At 70.8% G+C, this 17,381-nt stretch carries 12 protein-coding genes; 3 read left to right on the top strand and 9 right to left on the bottom strand.

The genetic code is table 11. From position 1 onward, the window contains the following. Positions 1–36: 36 nt before the first annotated feature. Positions 37–3,207 (top strand): efflux RND transporter permease subunit, encoded by a 3,171-nt coding sequence (locus V3T34_RS02650; RefSeq protein ID WP_331369094.1) that lies wholly within the window; start codon positions 37–39, stop codon positions 3,205–3,207. A 230-nt stretch (positions 3,208–3,437) separates the two neighbouring features. Here the strand turns inward: V3T34_RS02650 and ilvC are convergent, their stop codons facing one another. Further along, positions 3,438–4,457 (bottom strand): ketol-acid reductoisomerase, encoded by a 1,020-nt coding sequence (gene ilvC / locus V3T34_RS02645; protein WP_305079009.1) that lies wholly within the window; start codon positions 4,455–4,457, stop codon positions 3,438–3,440. A gap of 214 nt (positions 4,458–4,671) precedes the next feature. Between ilvC and V3T34_RS02640 the strand changes: the two genes are divergently transcribed. Next, entirely contained in the window at positions 4,672–5,220 is a 549-nt protein-coding gene (locus tag V3T34_RS02640; protein ID WP_305079010.1) for a DUF924 family protein, read from the top strand. 19 nt (positions 5,221–5,239) lie between these two features. Here V3T34_RS02640 and V3T34_RS02635 read toward each other — a convergent pair whose 3' ends face one another. Together V3T34_RS02635 and V3T34_RS02630 are read right to left on the bottom strand one after the other, a co-directional pair. Next, complete coding sequence (locus V3T34_RS02635) at positions 5,240–5,887, bottom strand: glutathione S-transferase family protein (protein WP_305079011.1); 648 nt, start codon at positions 5,885–5,887, stop codon at positions 5,240–5,242. A 209-nt stretch (positions 5,888–6,096) separates the two neighbouring features. Further along, on the bottom strand, positions 6,097–6,924 hold the full coding sequence (locus V3T34_RS02630; RefSeq protein ID WP_305079012.1) for an FTR1 family iron permease: 828 nt from the start codon (positions 6,922–6,924) through the stop codon (positions 6,097–6,099). Between the two features lie 397 nt (positions 6,925–7,321). On the opposite strand from V3T34_RS02630, the gene V3T34_RS02625 reads away from it, so the two are divergent. Then, a complete protein-coding gene (locus V3T34_RS02625; protein WP_091888167.1) occupies positions 7,322–8,110 on the top strand; it encodes a transporter substrate-binding domain-containing protein in 789 nt (262 codons plus the stop codon). A 366-nt stretch (positions 8,111–8,476) separates the two neighbouring features. On the opposite strand, the gene V3T34_RS02620 is transcribed toward V3T34_RS02625, so the two are convergent. The 6 genes from V3T34_RS02620 to pyk form a co-directional block, all read right to left on the bottom strand. Beyond that, entirely contained in the window at positions 8,477–11,359 is a 2,883-nt protein-coding gene (locus tag V3T34_RS02620) for an EAL domain-containing protein (RefSeq protein ID WP_091888165.1), read from the bottom strand. Positions 11,360–11,530: 171 nt separating this feature from the next. Further along, positions 11,531–12,589 (bottom strand): UDP-3-O-acyl-N-acetylglucosamine deacetylase, encoded by a 1,059-nt coding sequence (locus V3T34_RS02615; RefSeq protein WP_305078974.1) that lies wholly within the window; start codon positions 12,587–12,589, stop codon positions 11,531–11,533. A gap of 4 nt (positions 12,590–12,593) precedes the next feature. Next, on the bottom strand, positions 12,594–13,889 hold the full coding sequence (locus tag V3T34_RS02610) for a M16 family metallopeptidase (protein WP_091888161.1): 1,296 nt from the start codon (positions 13,887–13,889) through the stop codon (positions 12,594–12,596). Beyond that, positions 13,886–15,298, bottom strand: a complete 1,413-nt coding sequence (gene thrC, locus V3T34_RS02605; RefSeq protein ID WP_305078973.1) for a threonine synthase — start codon at positions 15,296–15,298, stop codon at positions 13,886–13,888. Before thrC ends, V3T34_RS02610 begins: the two co-directional genes overlap by 4 nt. Before the next feature lie 64 nt (positions 15,299–15,362). After that, positions 15,363–15,779, bottom strand: coding sequence for a DUF4864 domain-containing protein (locus V3T34_RS02600; RefSeq protein WP_091888157.1), 417 nt, complete (start codon positions 15,777–15,779; stop codon positions 15,363–15,365). A gap of 137 nt (positions 15,780–15,916) precedes the next feature. Beyond that, on the bottom strand, positions 15,917–17,350 hold the full coding sequence (gene pyk / locus V3T34_RS02595) for a pyruvate kinase (protein WP_305078972.1): 1,434 nt from the start codon (positions 17,348–17,350) through the stop codon (positions 15,917–15,919). Positions 17,351–17,381: the final 31 nt, after the last annotated feature.

Here is a 17,381-nt window from a genome sequence, read left to right as displayed (position 1 = left end):
CCACCTCATCGATCCCGCATACCCGGATAAACGGCCATGACCGGCATCGTCGGCCTCGCCCTGCGCCAGCGCGCCCTCGTCGTCCTGGCCTTCGTGGCCCTGATGCTCGGCGGGCTCGCGGCGTTCCAGAGCCTCAACATCGAGGCCTATCCCGACCCGACGCCGCCGATGGTGAACGTCATCACCCAGGCGCCGGGCCTCTCGGGCGAGGAGATCGAGCGCTACATCACGGTGCCGATCGAGGTCATCACCTCGGGGCTGCCCGACCTCAAGCAGGTCCGCACCGTCTCGCTCTACGGCCTGTCCGACGTGAAACTGCAATTCGGCTTCGCCAACAGCTACCGCGAGGCCGAGCAGCAGGTGCTCAATCGCCTCGCCCAGCTCGACACCCTGCCGAACGGCGCCAAGCCGACGATCTCGCCGGTGAGCCCGATCGGCGAGATCTTCCGCTACAAGCTCGTCGCGCCGGACGGCTACAGCGTCCTCGACCTGAAGACGCTGCAGGACTGGGTGCTGCGCAAGCGCTTCCGCGCCGTGCCGGGCGTCATCGACGTGATCGGCTGGGGCGGCAAGACCAAGACCTTCGAGATCGGCGTCGACCTCGACCGGCTGATGGCCCACGGGCTCACCCTGTCGGGCGTGGTCAAGACCCTCAACGACAGCAACCTCAACGTCGGCGGCAACCGCATCACGCTCGGGAGCCAGTCGGCGGTGGTGCGCGGCGTCGGCCTGATCCGCTCGGTCGACGACATCGGCGAGACGGTGCTGTCGCAATCGGGCGGCGCGCCGGTGCTGGTGAAGGACGTCGCCACCATCACCATCGGCCACCAGCCGCGGCTCGGCATCGCCGGCATGAACGAGGACGACGACATCGTCCAGGGCATCGTGCTGATGCGCCGGGGCGAGCGCTCGACCCCGTCGATCGAGGCGGTGAAGGCCGAGGTGGCGAAGATCGAGGCCGCCGGCATCCTGCCGCCGGGCGTCAGGATCGAGCGGATCTACGACCGCGCCGACCTCATCGCCGTCACCACCCACACCGTGCTGCACAACATGATGGTCGGCATCCTGCTGATCCTGGTGGTGCAGTGGCTGTTTCTCGGCAACCTGAGGAGCGCGCTCATCGTCGTCGCGACGATTCCCTTCGCGCTGTTCTTCGCCGTCATCATCCTGGTGGTGCGGGGCGAATCCGCCAACCTGCTGTCGGTCGGCGCGCTCGATTTCGGCCTGATCGTCGACGGCACGGTCATCATGGTCGAGGCGATCTTCCGCCGCCTCTCGGGCCACGGGCCGCCGCTGGCGCCGGGGCTCGCCGGGGCCAAGGGCATGCCGCGAAAGCTCGGGCTGATCGCGCTCGCCTCTTCCGACGTCAGCCGCTCGATCGTCTTTGCCGCCATCATCATCGTCACCGGCTTCCTGCCGCTGTTCACGCTGTCGGGCGTCGAGGGCAACATCTTCGGGCCGATGGCCCAAACCTACGCCTACGCGCTCCTGGGCGGCCTGATCGCCACCTTCACGGTCACGCCGGTGCTCTCGGCCTACCTGCTGCCCGACCACATCCACGAGGTCGAGACGATCCTGGTCCGCACCCTCGACCGGCTCTACCGGCCGGTGATCCGGGCGGCCTTGGCCCACCGCACCCTGACGCTGGGGTTGGCCGGCCTCATCTTCCTCGGCGTCGCCGTGGAGGGGCGCAACCTCGGCCTCGAATTCCTGCCCAAGCTGGAAGAGGGCAACCTCTGGATCCGCGCCACCATGCCGGCGACGATCTCGCTGGAGGAGGGCAACCTCTACGTCAACCGGATCCGCCGGGTGATCGCCGAAGTGCCGGAGGTCGAGCGCGTGGTCTCGCAGCACGGCCGGCCCGACGACGGCACCGACGCCGCCGGCTTCTTCAACGGCGAGTTCTTCGCGCCTCTGAAGCCCGCCGAGCAGTGGCGCGAGGGCATGTCGAAGGACGCGATGACCGGCGCCCTGCTGGAGCGGCTGCGCACCGAGTTCCCGGGCGTCGAGTTCAACCTGTCGCAGTATCTCCAGGACAACGTCGCCGAGGCGGTCTCGGGCATCAAGGGCGAGAACTCGTTCAAGGTGTTCGGGCCCGACCTGCAGAAGCTCACCGACGTGGCGCGCGAGGTCGAGGCGGTCTTGAAGCGCGTGCCCGGCGTCACCGATCTCGGCGTCTTCACCTCGCTCGGCCAGCCGACGGTGCAGATCAACGTCGACCGCATCCGGGCCGCCCGCTACGGCCTGACGCCGGGCGACATCAACACCACGGTGCGCACCGCCATCGGCGGCGATTCGGCCGGCGAACTCTACGACACCGGCAGCGAGCGCCACTACCCGATCATCGTGCGGCTGGCCTCGCAGTACCGCCAGAGCGTGCGGGCCATCCGCGAGCTGCGCATCGCCGGCCAGACCCAGAGCGGGGCGAACGTCCAGATCCCGCTCAACGCCGTCGCCGACGTCGAGCTGGTGTCGGGGCCGGCCTACATCTACCGCGAGGGCCAGGAGCGCTACCTGCCGGTCAAGTTCAGCGTGCGCGACCGCGACCTCGGCAGCACGATCATCGAGGCGCGCGAGCGGGTGGCGCAGGAGGTTAAGCTGCCGCCGGACTACCGGCTCGAGCTCGTCGGCGAGTTCAACAACATGCAGGGGGCGCTCGCCCGCCTCTCGCTCACCGTGCCGCTGGCGATCCTGCTGATCGCGGTGCTGCTCTTCGTCAATTTCGGTTCGGTCGTCGACACGCTGCTCGCGCTCTCGGTGATCCCGATGGCGGTGGCCGGCGGCGTGGTGGCGCTCGCCGTCACCGAGACGCCGTTCTCGGTCTCGGCGGCGATCGGCTTCATCGCGCTCCTGGGCATCGCCGTGATGGACGGCATCATCGTGCTCACCCACTACAACGGACTCATCGCCCGCGGCGAGGCGCGGGCCGAGGCGATGCTGAAGACCTGCTATACCCAGATGCGCCCGGTGGTGATGACCTGCGTCGTCGCCGGCGTCGGCCTCCTGCCGGCGGCCTTCTCGCAGGGCGTCGGCTCGCAGGTCCAGAAGCCGCTCGCCCTGGTGGTCGTCGGCGGCATGAGCCTGGCGCCGGTCCTGATCCTGATCATCCTGCCGGTCCTGATCCTGCTGTTCTCCCGCCGCCGGCCGGCGCAGGCGCACCTCTCGGCCGAGTCGGGGGCCGCGACGCCTGCGGCGGCGATGCACTGACGGAGGGGGCCGGCGCGGTCCGCACCGGCCATGTCCCGAACGCGAGAAGGGCCGGTCCGACATCCGTCGAACCGGCCCTTCTCGTATCCGGACCAGGCCTCGCCCTCGACGCCCCGCGGCCCGGGAAGGGCCGCGGGGCGCGGTGCGACTTAGAGCACCTATCTAAACCGCTTCAGATCCTGCAATTTCAGTCACTTAGCGGGCGCCAGGGCGGGTTCTGTTAGAGGCTCTTAGTTCTTGGCCTTGTCGACCAGGGCCTTCTCCTTGATCCACGGCATCATGCCGCGGAGGCGCTCGCCGACCTCCTCGATCGGGTGGGCGGCGTTGCGGGCGCGGGTCGCCTTGAACGAGGTCTGGTTGACCTTGTTCTCGAGCATCCAGTTGCGGGTGAAGGTGCCGTTCTGGATGTCGGTCAGCACCCGCTTCATCTCGGCCTTGGTCTCGGGCGTGATGATGCGCGGGCCGGTCACGTACTCGCCGTACTCGGCGGTGTTCGAGATCGAGTAGTTCATGTTGGCGATGCCGCCCTCATAGATGAGGTCGACGATCAGCTTCACCTCGTGGAGGCACTCGAAATAGGCCATCTCGGGGGCGTAGCCGCCCTCGACCAGGGTCTCGAAGCCGGCCTTGATCAGCTCGACGAGGCCGCCGCAGAGCACGACCTGCTCGCCGAACAGGTCGGTCTCGCACTCTTCCTTGAAGGTGGTCTCGATGATGCCGGCGCGGCCGCCGCCATTGGCCGAGGCGTAGGACAGGCCGAGGTCGTGGGCGTTTCCGCTCGCGTCCTGGGCGATGGCGATCAGGGTCGGCACGCCGCCGCCGCGCAGGTACTCCGAGCGCACGGTGTGGCCCGGGCCCTTCGGGGCGACCATCAGCACGTCGAGGTCGGCGCGCGGCTCGATCAGGTTAAAGTGGACGTTGAGGCCGTGGGCGAACAGCAGGGCGGCGCCCTGCTTCATGTTGGCCTGGAGCGAGTCGCGGTAGATCTCGCCCTGCAGCTCGTCCGGGGTCAGCATCATGACGACGTCCGCTTCCTTGGCGGCGTCGGCCACTTCCATGACCTTGAAGCCCTCGGCCTCGGCCTTCTTGGCGCTGGCCGAGCCCTTGCGGAGCGCGATCACCACGTCCTTGACGCCGGAATCGCGCAGGTTCAGCGCGTGGGCGTGGCCCTGGCTGCCGTAGCCGACGATGACGACCTTCTTGCCCTTGATCAGATTGATGTCGGCATCACGATCGTAATAGACCCGCATGGCGGCTCCCCCTTGTGCAGATGGCGAGAATCTCGAACGCTCCGGGCGCTGGAGCGGCCGTGCGACGGGCGGCTTGTAGCGGCGTGATTCGCGTCAGGGAATAGGCGATGCGCGTCAAGCTGCACATGGCTGCCAAGTTCGGTGCGCGCGGACGGCCGGGCCGGCTGCGTCCACCGTGCGGGAAGGGCTGGTTCCGGCCGCGTTGGAGGCCGGCATGACGCAACGGGCGACGCCCGCCGAACTGGTGGAGTTCTGGCGCGGGGCCGGAATCGACCGCTGGTTCACCGCCGACCCGGCCTTCGACGACGCCTGCCGGGCCTACCGGTCGCTGCACGAGGCGGCGGCGCGCGGCGGGCTCGGGCCCTGGGAGGAGACGCCGGAGGGCGCGCTCGCCCTGGTGCTGCTCCTCGACCAGTTCCCTCGCAACCTCTTCCGCGGCACGCCCCGGGCCTGGGCGACCGACGCCGCGGCGCTGGCGGTGGCAGAGCGGGCCCTCTCCCGCGGCCACGACCGGGCGATCGAGCCGGCCTTGCGCATCTTCCTCTACATGCCGCTGACCCATGCCGAGGATCCCGGGTTGCAGGAGCGCAGCGTCGCGCTCTTTGCCGCCCTCGGCCTGCCCGTGCACCTCGCCGCGGCGATCGAGCACCGCGACCTCATCCGCCGATTCGGCCGGTTTCCCCACCGCAACGCGGTGCTCGGCCGCCCTGAGACGTCGGCGGAGCGGGACTACCTCGCGGGGGAGGGCGCGTTCCGGGGGTAGGAGACCCGGCGCGGCCTCCTCACGCCGGCAGCGGCAGCCCCTCGCGGGCGAAGGCGCGCTGCACCGCCGGGCGCGCGGCCATGCGGCGGGCGTGATCGGTCCAGTACGGGAACTGGCGGGCCATGTCGTAGCCGAGCACCCGGCCGCGGCCCCAGGTCCAGAACACCAGCAGGTAGGGATCGGCGACGCTGTAGCGCTCGCCGGCGGCCCAGCCGCCGCGGGAGAGCCCGACCTCGATCATCGTCCACAGGTCGGCGCAGGTCTCGACGCCCTTGGCCTTCACGTCCTCGATCGCCGCCTCGTCGGTGGCGTAGCGCTCGGCCCGGCGGATATGGGCGTAGGCGGGGTGGATGGTGGAGGACAGCCAGGCCAGCCATTCGGCGCACCGGGCCTCCTCGCGCAGGTCCTCCGGCCACAGGTCCGCCTGGGGATTCTTGCGCGCGATGTAGCGCAGGATCGCCGGGTTCTCGGTCAGCACCCAGTCGCCCTCTGCGAGAGCCGGCACCCGGCCCTTCTGGTTGACGGCGAGGTAGCGGCCGCCGCGCTGCTCGGCCGTGGCGAAATCGATCTTCACCGCCTCGAAGGCCGCACCGGTCTCCTCGAGGGCGATGTGGGGCGCGAGCGAGCAGGCGCCCGGCGAGTAGTAGAGCGTGAGGGTGTCGGACAAGGGGGCCTCCCGGCGCGAGCCGCCACAAGCCCCGGTCGCGAGGGGCGGTGCCTTCTTCCTTAGAGCATTGTCCGACGCAGCGGGTACCGGTTCGTCGAGAGGAAATGCGGCAAGATCAAAAGCATAGAGCAGCGCCCGGCCGCGAGGCGATCGGGCTCCGCTCTAGCACCGAGCGGCCCGCATGCGGGACCGTCTCTCGGCGCGAGGCTTCAGCGGGAGGCTTGCGGGCGAGACACCTGCGGCCGCGCCGCCATCCCGGCCTCCGGGCGGGATCGCTGCATCACCAGCCAGGCCAGCGCGCAGAGCACGATCACGCCCTGGACGGCCAGGGCCTCCCAGCTGCCGTTGAAGCCGAGCTCGGTGACGAAGTCCGGCACGCCGTCGTTGTGCACCGGCACCAGCACCTGCTCCTGCAATTCCTGGATCGCCGCGCCGACGAGGCGCAGGCCCATCACGAACAGGAAGGCCGAGGTGAGAAGGAAGACCGGGCGAAGCGGCAACCGCAGGGCCAGCCACTGCATCGCCACGAACATCGCCGCGAGCGCGAGGGCCGCCACCACGAGACCGCCGAGCAGCGAGGCGTCGAAGCCGCCGACGGTGCGGGCGAGCGCGTGAAGGAACAGAACCGTCTCGGCACCCTCGCGAAACACCGCCAGGAAGGCGATGCCGGCGAGCGACAGCACCGTGCCGGCGCTCATCGCCCGCTCGGCCATGCGGTTGATCTCGGCCTTCCAGGCCGCCGGGTCCTGGCGCAGGAAGAGCCAGCCGCTCATCGTGAACATCAGCGCGGCAGCCACCACGATGACGCCGGCCTCGATCAGGTCGTTGTGGTTGCCGTCGAAGAAGGTCTCGAACACCCAGGCGAGGCCGAAGCTCGCCAGCACGGCGAGGCCGGCCCCGGCATAGATCGGGCGGATCTTCTCGGCCGCGCCGGCCCGGCGCAGGAAGGCCGCGAGCGCCGCCACGACCAGCATCGCTTCCAGGCCTTCGCGGAACAGGATGGTGAAGGCCTGCGCGAAGGTGGATCCGTCGGCCATGGGGTACTCCTCGTTCGGCGCAGGACAATCCGGGCTCGTCCGGACGGGCGCCGTCGCGCCGCGCATCCGGCGTCCTCTTAGGCGAGGTGGTCCCGGCTTTCAAACACAATATCCTTGTTTTGCATTGTTCTAAATTGGATCGAAACAAACGGAAACTATCGGATCTGCACCTCGTGCGACGACGATCGGTTGGTCTTCTCAAGATGATCCGGCGAAGTCTATTCGTAGCGGCGGCCTCTGCCCGAGTACCGGAGTGGCCGTCGGATCGGGGCCTCGCACCGGGCGTCGGCGGCCATCCCCAGCGCTTGCCGGGGAGCCGTGCCGGCAATCTGGACGCTCCCGCTCCGCGTCCTTACGGTTCCCTCACGCGGGATGCGTTCGACGGGGAGTGGGGTTCATGGAAGCGGGTTCGGTGAGGTCGCGCCTGATGGCGGGCGCGATGCTGGTCCTGTCGGCGACGCGGGCATTCGCGGCCGACGAGCCCTCGCGCCTCGACCAGGTCGTCGAGCGCAAGGTCCTCAACGTCTGCACGACCGGCGACTACCGCCCGTTCTCGTACCGCCCAGACGGCGCCAACGACTTCGTCGGGATCGACATCGATCTCGGGCGCTCGCTCGCCAAGTCGCTCGATGCCGAGGCAGTGTTCGTCCAGACCAAGTGGTCGAACCTCATGCCCGACTTCAAGGCCAAGTGCGACATCGCGATGAGCGGCATCTCCGTGACGCTGCCGCGCCAGCGCGAGGCCTTCTTCAGCGAGATGTACCTGGTGAACGGCAAGGCGCCGATCGTGCGCTGCGACGAGGTCGCGAAGTACCAGACGACCGACGCGATCAACCAGCCCTCCACTCGCGTCGTCGTCAATCCGGGCGGCACTAACGAGAAGTTCGCTCGCGCCAACCTGGCCAAGGCCCAGATCCAGCTCTTCCCCGACAACCGCGTGATCTGGCGGGAGATCGCCGAGAACCGCGCCGACGTGATGGTCGCCGAGTCCGTCGAGGTGAAGCTCCAGGAGACGCTGCATCCGGGCCTGTGCGCGGTGAATCCCGATCGGCCGCTCCAATACGGCGAAATGGGCTTCCTGCTGCCGCGCGGCGACACGGTGTTCAAGGCCTACGTCGACCAGTGGCTGCACCTCGCCAAGGCCACGGGCGAGTTCGATCGGATCGTCGGCGCCAACATGAAGTAAAAGACGGCCGCATTCCGGTCGCGCTCCACCCGGACCGGCGACGCGATCGCGCGCCGGGCCTTCGATCCTGCGTCGTTGCCTTCCGCAAGCCTGTGCCCCCGTCGTCGGGCCCAGCTTCCACGCACCGGTGATCGCGGTTCCGGCCGCGAGACGCCTCGCACCGACGGCGTCCCGACAAAGGCGCCGGCCCGGTCGAGGGGCCCGGCAGAGCGCTGAGTGCACCTCACGAAACTCCCGCCGCAATGTCGCTGCCACAGCAAGCCGAGGCGGTGATCGGGAGTTTTGTGAGAGACGCCAAGACGGGTCCGTGTCACCCCGGCGTTCGGGGCGTCGGGGCGGCCCGTCCCGAGGCGCGAACGGACGAGGTCACGCCGCCTCGGGCGCCGCTCCCACCAGCTGCCGAGCCTGCAGCACCGACATCGGCTCGCCGAAGGCGAAGCCCTGCGCGTAGTCGCAGCCGATCTCGGCCAGCGCGAGCGCGTCGGCCTCCGACTCGGCGCCCTCGGCCACGATCTCGAGGCCGAGTTCCTGCGCCATGCGGACGATCGAGCGCAGGATGCCGGAGCGGCCGTTCGCCATCTGGCGCACGAAGGACTGGTCGATCTTGATCGTGTCGAAGGGGAAGCGCTGCATGTAGGTCAGCGCCGAGTAACCGGTACCGAAATCGTCGAGGCAGAGGCCCGCGCCGAGCTCGTGGATGCGGGCGAGCATCTGGGCGGCGTATTCCGGGTTCTCCATCACCAGGGCCTCGGTCAGCTCGAGCTTGAGCGAGCCGGGAACGACGCCGGTGCGGGCGAGCACGGTCTTCACGTCGTGCAGGAGGTCGTGGCGCAGGAGCTGGCGCGAGGACAGGTTGACCGAGGCGAAGATCGGCGGCTCGACCACCAGCGCCTGCTGCCAGGCGGCCAGCTCCGCGGCGGTGCGCTCGAGCGCGAAGACGCCGAGATTGACGATCAGGCCGGATTCTTCCGCGATCGGCAGGAAGACCTGGGGGACGACGCGGCCGAGCCGCGGGTGGTCCCAGCGCAGCACGGTCTCGAAGCCCGCCACGGTGCGGTCCTCCAGGCGCACGATCGGCTGGAACAGCACCTTGATCTCGTTGCGCTCCAGCGCCCGGCGCAGGTCGCTCTCCAGCATCATCCGCTCGCCGCGGTCGGAGCGCATCGTCGGGCGGTAGACCTCGATCCGGTCGCCGCCCTGGCGCTTGCCGTTGATCATCGCGAGCTCGGCGTTCTTCACCACGTCCTCGCGCTTCACCACCGCGCCCGCCTCGTGCAGGGCGACGCCGATCGAGGGCGTCAGGAAGATCTCGCGGTCGGCGTAGGTGATCGGCGTGGTGATCGCCCGGCGGATGCTGTCGGCGAACGCGATGATCCGGTCCGGGTCGCGCTCGGAGAGCAGGATGACGGCGAACTCGTCGCCGGCGATGCGGGCGAGCGTGTCCTGCGGCCGCAGGAGCCGGTTGAGGCGGCGCGACAGGGTCAGCAGGATCGAATCGCCCGCCGAGAGCCCGATCGCGTCGTTGACCTGCTTGAAGCGGTCGATGTCGACGACGAACAGGGTCGGCTTCAGGCGCGGGTCCTGGCTCGCCAGGGCGATCGCGGCGTCGAGCCGGTCGTTGAACAATTCGCGGTTGGGCAGGCCGGTGAGGTTGTCGTGCACCGCGTCGTGGAGCAGGCGCTCCTCGGCGATCTTCGCTTCGGTCACGTCCGCGATGGTGCCGACGATGCGCACCACCTCGCCGTCGGTGCCGATCACCGGCCGTGCCTTGAGGCGGAACCAGTAATAGGGCCCTGCGGCCGAGCGCAGGCGGAAATCCTGCGAGATCCGGCCGCGGCGCTCCTCGATCACGGTGTCGAGGGCGGCCGAGTAGCGCTCGACGTCGAAGGGATGGAGCAGGGAGAGCCAGCTCGCCTGCGGCCCCTCCAGCGCCCCGCGCTTGAGACCCAACTGCCCCTCGATCTCCGGACCGGCGAAGACCCGGTCGCCCGGCACGTCCCAGTCGAAGACGACGTCGCCGGCACCCGTGAGGGCCAGCGCGCGGCGCTCGGTGTCGGAGACGAGGCTGTTGCCGATCCCGCCGCCCGCGAAGGCGTGCTGGAGCACCGTGAAGCCGATCAGCATCACGATCAGCACGAGGCCGCCGATGAGGGCCGGCTGGACGAGGTCGTTGTGGAGCTGGCCGGTGATGGCAAAGCCCGCCGCCACCACCCAGGCGAGCAGCAGCAGCCAGGTCGGGATTAGCAGGATCGCCCGGTCGTAGCCGTTGTGGATGGCGAGATAGACGATGAGGAGCAGGCCGACGCCCGCCACGGTCGCCACCGAGATGCGCGCCACGCCCGCCGCCACCGGCGGGTCGATGACCGCCAGGCCCACGAGCCCGGCGAGGAACAGCAGCCAGATCAGCGCGACGTGGCTGTAGCGTACGTGCCAGCGGGCGAGGTTGAGATAGGCGAACAGGAACACCAGCAGCGTGGCGCCGAGCACGGCCTCCGCGGAGGCGCGGTAGATCCGCTCGGCCGCCTCGGTCGTCGGGAAGATCCTCTGGAAGAACCCGAAATCGATGCAGGCATAGGCCAGCACCGCCCAGGCGAGCGCGGCCGCCGCCGGGAAGATGATCGCGCCCTTGACCACGAACACGATGGTGAGGAACAGGGCGAGCAGCCCCGCGATGCCGATGATGATGCCCTTGTAGAGGGTGAGCCCGGTCGCCTTCTTGCGGTAGGCGTCCTGGTCCCAGAGGTAGACCTGCGGCACGTTGGGGGTGCGAAGCTCCGCCACGAAGGTGACGGTGGTGCCGGGATCGAGCGTGATGACGAACTGGTCGGCGTCCGGGCTCTCGTCGCGCTCGGGCCGGATGCCCTGGCTCGCCGTGATGGCGGCGATGCGCGAGCCGCCGAGATCGGGCCACACCACGCCCGAGCCGACGAGGCGGAAATGCGGGGCGACCAGCAGGCGGTCGATCTGCTCGTCGGTGTCGTTGGTGAGCGCGAACACCATCCAGTCCGGGCGGGCGCCCGTCTCGCGCGCCTTCACGGCGATGCGGCGCACGATGCCGTCCTTGCCCGGCGCGGTCGAGATCTGGATCAGGTCGCCGTCGGAGCGGTAGCGCTCGATCGCCGGGGTGAGGTCGATGGCCTGCGAGTCGAGGGTGACGCGCACGGCCTCGACCGCGCGGGCCTGCGGCGCGGCGAGGACCAGCCCGACGAGGGCGGCGAGGCAGGCGAGGACGAGTGAGTACGTGCGCAAGCTTCGGGGTCTTCCGGCCGGACGGAGGCGGCCACGGCCACGGGGCGGCATGAGGAGAGGCCGGACCGTACTGACGCCCAAGCTTGCGGGCAAGGCGGAGGTCCCGGATCTCCCCGGCCGTCCGCGAGCGCGGCCGTCGACGGGCTTCGATCGCTCCGCTTTGCGGCCAAATCAAGTTGAGGCGGTCGTCCCGCGGCGGGACGCGGCGGGTTCGGCCGCCGATACCACCTCCCAGCATTCCGGGTAGCGCATCAGCTCGGTCAGGAACGCGAAGGTCAGCGCGTGGGTCGGGCAGTTGGCCACGATGCGCCCGAGGATCGGCCGGCCGGCGAGGCTCAGGTCCCCGACGAGGTCGAGGGTCTTGTGCCGTACGGGCTCGTCGGGAAAGCGCGCCCCGCCGAGCACCCGTCCGCCGAGCAGGATCGCCACCCGCCCGGGGCGGGCGCCGCGCAGAAGCGGCTCGCGGTCGCGCGGGTGCATCCGCGCGTCGGTGTCCGGGCCGATCGGGCGGCTGTGCTCGGGCCGCGATCGGGTCGGCTCCGGCCCGTCGCCGCGCACCGTCTGGGCGTCGAAGGAGCGGGCCCAGAGCCGGTCCCGGGTCGCGGCCGGCAGGAGCGTGCGGGCGAGCCGGGTCTTGAGCAGCGTGCGCCAGATCAGCGAGGCGTTTCCGAAGCTGCGGCTCGGGGCGATCTCGGCCCGGAACGAGGCGGGATCGACCGGGCCGCCCCAGCGCAGGACCCCGAAGCCCGGCAGCCGGTCGGTGCTGACGTCGACGGCGAACCCCTCGGCCGGCTCGGCGCGCAGGAAGCCGTGCATCCCGTCGACCTGGAACGGCGCCCGGATGCGCAGGAACTCCCGCGGCCTGTCCTGCACCACCCGCCCGGCCGCGTCGATCAGCGCGCACCAGCGCGAGGCGGAGCCATCGAGGATCGGGATCTCGGTGCCCTCGACGGTGACCTCGGCGTTGTCGATGCCGGAGGCCGAGAGCGCCGCCATCAGGTGCTCAATCGTGCGCAGCTTGCGCCCGTCGGCGAGCGCCAGCGCGGTGCACATCCGGCTCGCGATCCAGGGCGCGGTGGTGGCCGGCACCGCGGGCCCGGCCCCCGGCACCGTGAAGCGGATGCCGTGGCCGGCCGGGGCGGGCGCGATCGTCACGCGGGCGACGCGGCCGGTATGCATCCCGGGCCCGCGCACCGACACGCTCCGGCCGAGCGTCGCCTCGCGCCGCATCGCCTCAGGCTCCCCGCAGCGCCTTGCCCACGGCGTCGAGACTCTGCAACGTCTTGATCGGCCCGATCGCCGCCAGGGTCGGGGCCCCGGCGATCAGCGCGCGGCCGGCCGCCCGCACGTCGTCGGTCGTCACGGCGTCGACCTTGGCGATCACCTCGGCGGCGGGGATCACCCGGCCCCAGGCGAGGAGCTGGCGCGCCGTGCGCTCGATGCGCCCGCCGGGGGTCTCCAGCGCCGAGAGCAGCGCGACCTTGAGCTGGGCCTTCGCCCGGGCGAGCTCGGCCTCGTCCACGGTGTCGGCGGCGTCGCGCAGGCAGGCGAGCGTCACGTCGACGAGGCCCGGCAGGTCGGCGCCCGCGGTGCCGGCACCGATGCCGAACAGGCCGCAATCGCTGAACGGCCAGTGGAAGGCGTGGATCTCGTAGGCTAGGCCCCGGGTCTCGCGCACCTCGTGCCAGAGCCGCGAGGTCAGCCCGCCGCCGAGCACCTGGGCGAACAGGTGGGTGGCGTAATACTTGTCGTCGCGGAACGACAGGCCGGGCAGGCCGAGCACCAGGTTGGCTTGTTCGAGCTTGCGCTTCATCCGGCGCTCGCCGCCGCGATACTGCCCGGGCACCGCCTCGGGCGCCTCGCTGGCCGGCATCGCGCCGAAATGCTTCTCCGCCGCCGCCACGATGGCGTCGTGCTCGACCGCGCCGGCGGCGGCCAGCACCATCCGGCCCGGCGTGTACTCGCGGGCGAGATAGGCCTCGATCGCCGCGCGGTCGAAGCTCTGGATCGTCTCGGGCCGCCCGAGGATCGGCCGGCCGATCGGCTGGTCGGGGAAGGCGGCCTCCGTGAAGGCGTCGTAGACCACGTCGTCGGGGGTGTCCTCGACGGCGGCGTATTCCTGCAGGATCACGCCCTTCTCGCGGGCGAGCTCGCCGGCCTCGAAGACCGAGCGGGTCAGGATGTCGCCGAGCACGTCGAGGGCGACCTCGGCGTCCTCGCCCAGCACCCGGGCGGTGTAGCTCGTCTGCTCGACGCTGGTGGCGGCGTTGATCTCGCCGCCGACATTCTCGATGTCCTCGGCGATCTGGCGGGCCGAGCGCGTCGCCGTGCCCTTGAACGCCATGTGCTCGATGAGGTGGCTGAGCCCGTGCTCCTCGGGCCGCTCGTTGCGCGAGCCGGCCCCGACCCAGACCCCGAGGGTCGCGGTGGCGAGCCCCGGCATCGCCTCGGTGGCGACGGTGAGCCCGTTGGCAAGCCGCGTGATCTTGAGGTCCGGCGAGGCGCCGAGCGTCGCGAAATGCTGGTTCATGCGGCACTCCTCAGGATGCGGGCGCGCTCGCGGATCGCCCGCTCCACCGCCGCCTCGTCGTTCGGCAGCACGGTGAAGCGCTCGCGCCGCGCCAGGAGATCCGACAGATGCGGCGGCAGGGCCGGGCGCACGCCGGTCGCGGCCTCGACCGCATCCGGGAACTTGGCGGCATGCGCGGTGGCGAGCGCCACCACGGGGGTCGCCGGATCCTCGGCGAGGAGCCTGCGGGCGGCGCGCACGCCGATGGCGCTGTGGGGATCGATGATCTGGCCGGTGCCCTCGTAGACGTCGCGGATCTCGGCGACGACCGCGTCCTCGGGCACTGCCGCCCCGTCGAACTCGGCTCGGATCCGCCCCAGCGTCCGCTCGTCGAGGGTGAAGGCGCCGGACTGCTTGAGACCCGCCATCAGCCGGTTCACGGACGCCGCGTCGCGGTCGAGCGCCTCGAACAGCAGCCGCTCGAAGTTCGAGGAGACCTGGATGTCCATCGACGGCGAGGTGGTGGGCGCCACGCCCCGCACCTCGTAGGAGCCGGTGGCGAGCGTGCGCGCCAGGATGTCGTTGGCGTTGGTGGCGACCATCAGCCGGCCGACCGGCAGGCCCATGCGCTTGGCGGCCCAGCCGGCCAGGATGTCGCCGAAATTGCCCGTCGGCACCGAGAACGAGACCGGGCGGTGCGGGCTCCCGAGCGCCACCGCGCTGGTAAAGTAGTAGACGGCCTGCGCGGCGACCCGGGCCCAGTTGATCGAGTTGACGCCCGAGAGCCGGACCTCGTCGGCGAAGCGCGGGTGCTGGAAGAGCGCCTTCACGATCGCCTGGCAATCGTCGAACGTGCCCTCGACCGCGAGCGCGTGGATGTTGTGCGCATCCACCGTGGTCATCTGCCGGCGCTGCACCTCCGACACCCGGCCATGCGGGTAGAGGATGAACACGTCGACGTTGTCGAGGCCGCGGAACGCCTCGACGGCGGCGCTGCCGGTATCGCCCGAGGTGGCGCCCACGATGGTGGCGCGGCTGCCCTTGGCCTTCAGCGCGTGGTCCATCAGCCGGCCCAGCAGCTGCATCGCCACGTCCTTGAACGCGAGCGTCGGACCGTGATGCAACTCGAGCAGGAAGAGGTTGTCGCCGAGCTGGGTCAGCGGGCAGACCGCCGGGTGCCGGAAGGTCGCGTAGGCCTCGTCGATCATCCGGTCGAAATCGGCCTGCGCGATCTCGCCGTCGACGAGCGGCGACAGCACGGCCTTGGCGGCCTCCGCGTAGGGGCGCCCGGCGAGACCCGCGATCGTCTCGCGGGAGATCTGCGGCCAGCTCTGCGGGATGTACAGGCCGCCGTCGCGGGCGAGGCCCGCCAGCAGCGCGTCGGTGAAGGTCAGCGGCGCGGCGGCGCCGCGGGTCGAGACATGGAGCACGGTGATCAGTCCTGAGGCTGACGCGAGGCCCTACACGAATCCGGACCGCGCGTCAGCCCGCGGGTCAGGCGCTGCTGCCGGGCGCCTTGCGCAGGCGGCAGCCGGTGATCCGCCAGGCGCCGTCCGCGTCCCGTTCCAGGGTGTAGAGCGCCTCCCAGTCGGTGCCGTCCTGGTCCTGGATCCGCACGCCCTGCGCCAGGCTCCCGTCGGGCAGTTCCTCGTCGGTGCCGAACTCGAAGCGACGGTTGCGGTAGACCGCCGCGTAGGCCTGCCGGACCATGCCGACGAACAGCTCGGGCGTGCCGAAGATCGACCGGATCGCGGGTGCGGCCTGGGCGTAGGCCGTGGCCGCGTCGTCCTGACGGAAGGCCTCCTGCTGGCGCCGGATCACCGTCCGTGCCGCCTCGCGGTCGCCGCTGCCGGCGGCGAGCGCGCCCTGGCCGACGGCCAGAAGGGTCATCAGGGCGACGAGGGTGCGCACGGGCCCTCCCGGAACACGTCGGTGGCGGATGCCGCAGCGTAGCAGGGCGATTCCGTGTGCACAACTGGAAGTCGTCATCGCGAATGACCCGGCAAATCGCCCCGATGACGTTCGACGACGAACAGTCGTGACGGCGATCAGACCCCGCTCGCCTTGCGTCCCAGCTCGACCACCCGCAGGTTGTTGGTCGTGCCCGGCTGGCCGAACGGGATGCCGGCCACCGCCACGACGAGGTCGGGCGCCTGGGCGAACCCCTCCTGCTCGGCGACCTCGGCGGCGCGCGCCACCATCGCCTCGTAGGACTCGATCTCGGGGCCGAGCACCGAATGCGCCCCCCAGTACAGGCTGAGCCGGCGCGACACCGCGGGATCGAAGGTGGCGGCGAGGATCGGCACGTTCGGGCGCTTGCGGGCGATGCGGGCCGCGGTGGTCCCGCTCGCCGTGAAGGCGACGATCGCCGCCGCCTCGATGGCGTCGGCGAGGCCGGCCGCCGCGGCCGCGACCGCGTGGGGCGGGCTGTCCTCGACCTCGGGTTCGCTCGCCCGCACCAGCGAGCGGTAGAGCCGGTGCTGCTCGGTGCGGCGGATGATGCGGTCCATCATCGCCACCGCCTCGACCGGATAGCGCCCCGCCGCCGATTCGGCCGACAGCATCACCGCGTCGGCGCCGTCATAGACCGCGGTGGCGACGTCGGACGCCTCGGCCCGGGTCGGGGCGGGCGCCGTCACCATCGTCTCGAGCATCTGGGTCGCCACGATCACCGGCTTCACCGCCCGGCGGCAGGCGCGCACCAGTTCCTTCTGGCGCCCCGGCACGTCCTCGGGCGGCAATTCCACGCCGAGGTCGCCGCGGGCCACCATCACGCCGTCGGCGATGCGGATGATGTCGTCGATGTGCTCCAGCGCCGAGGGCTTCTCGATCTTGGCGATCAGCCCGGCCCGGCCGGCGATCAGCCCGCGCGCCTCCATCACGTCGGAGGGGGTCTGGACGAAGGACAGGGCGACCCAGTCCACCCCGAGGTCGAGCCCGAAGGCGAGGTCGCGCCGGTCCTTCTCGGTCAGCGGCGAGAGGGCCAGCACCGTGCCGGGCAGGTTGACGCCCTTGCGGTTGGAGATCGGCCCGCCGACCACCACGTCGGCATCGATCGCATCGTCGTCCACCCCCGCGACCCGCACCCGCACCCGGCCGTCGTCGATCAGGAGTTCCTGGCCCGGCGCCACGGCGGCGAAGATCTCCGGATGGGGCAGGGGGATCGCGTCCGGCCCGCCCTCCCGGCCCTCGCGCACGAAGCGGATGCGGTCGCCGGTGGCGAGGTCGAGCCTGTCGCCCCGCAGGGTGCCGATGCGGATCTTCGGGCCCTGCAGGTCCTGCAGGATGCCGATCGGCCGACCGGTCTCCTGCTCGAGCGCCCGGATCGCGGCATGGACCTTGGCGTGGTCGTCGTGGGTACCGTGCGAGAAGTTGAGCCGGAAGGTGTCGACCCCGGCGAGAAAGAGGGCCTTCAGCCGCTCCGGCGTGTTGCTGGCCGGGCCGACGGTGGCGACGATCTTGGCGTGGCGGTGGCGGCGCATGGCAATCGCTCCTGGCTCGTCAGGGTTCGGG

This window comes from Methylobacterium ajmalii (genome assembly GCF_036448855.1).
Classification (GTDB): Bacteria; Pseudomonadota; Alphaproteobacteria; order Rhizobiales; family Beijerinckiaceae; genus Methylobacterium; species Methylobacterium ajmalii.
The sequence above is the reverse complement of the archived record's forward strand: the minus strand, read 5'-3'. Positions and strand labels throughout refer to the sequence as shown.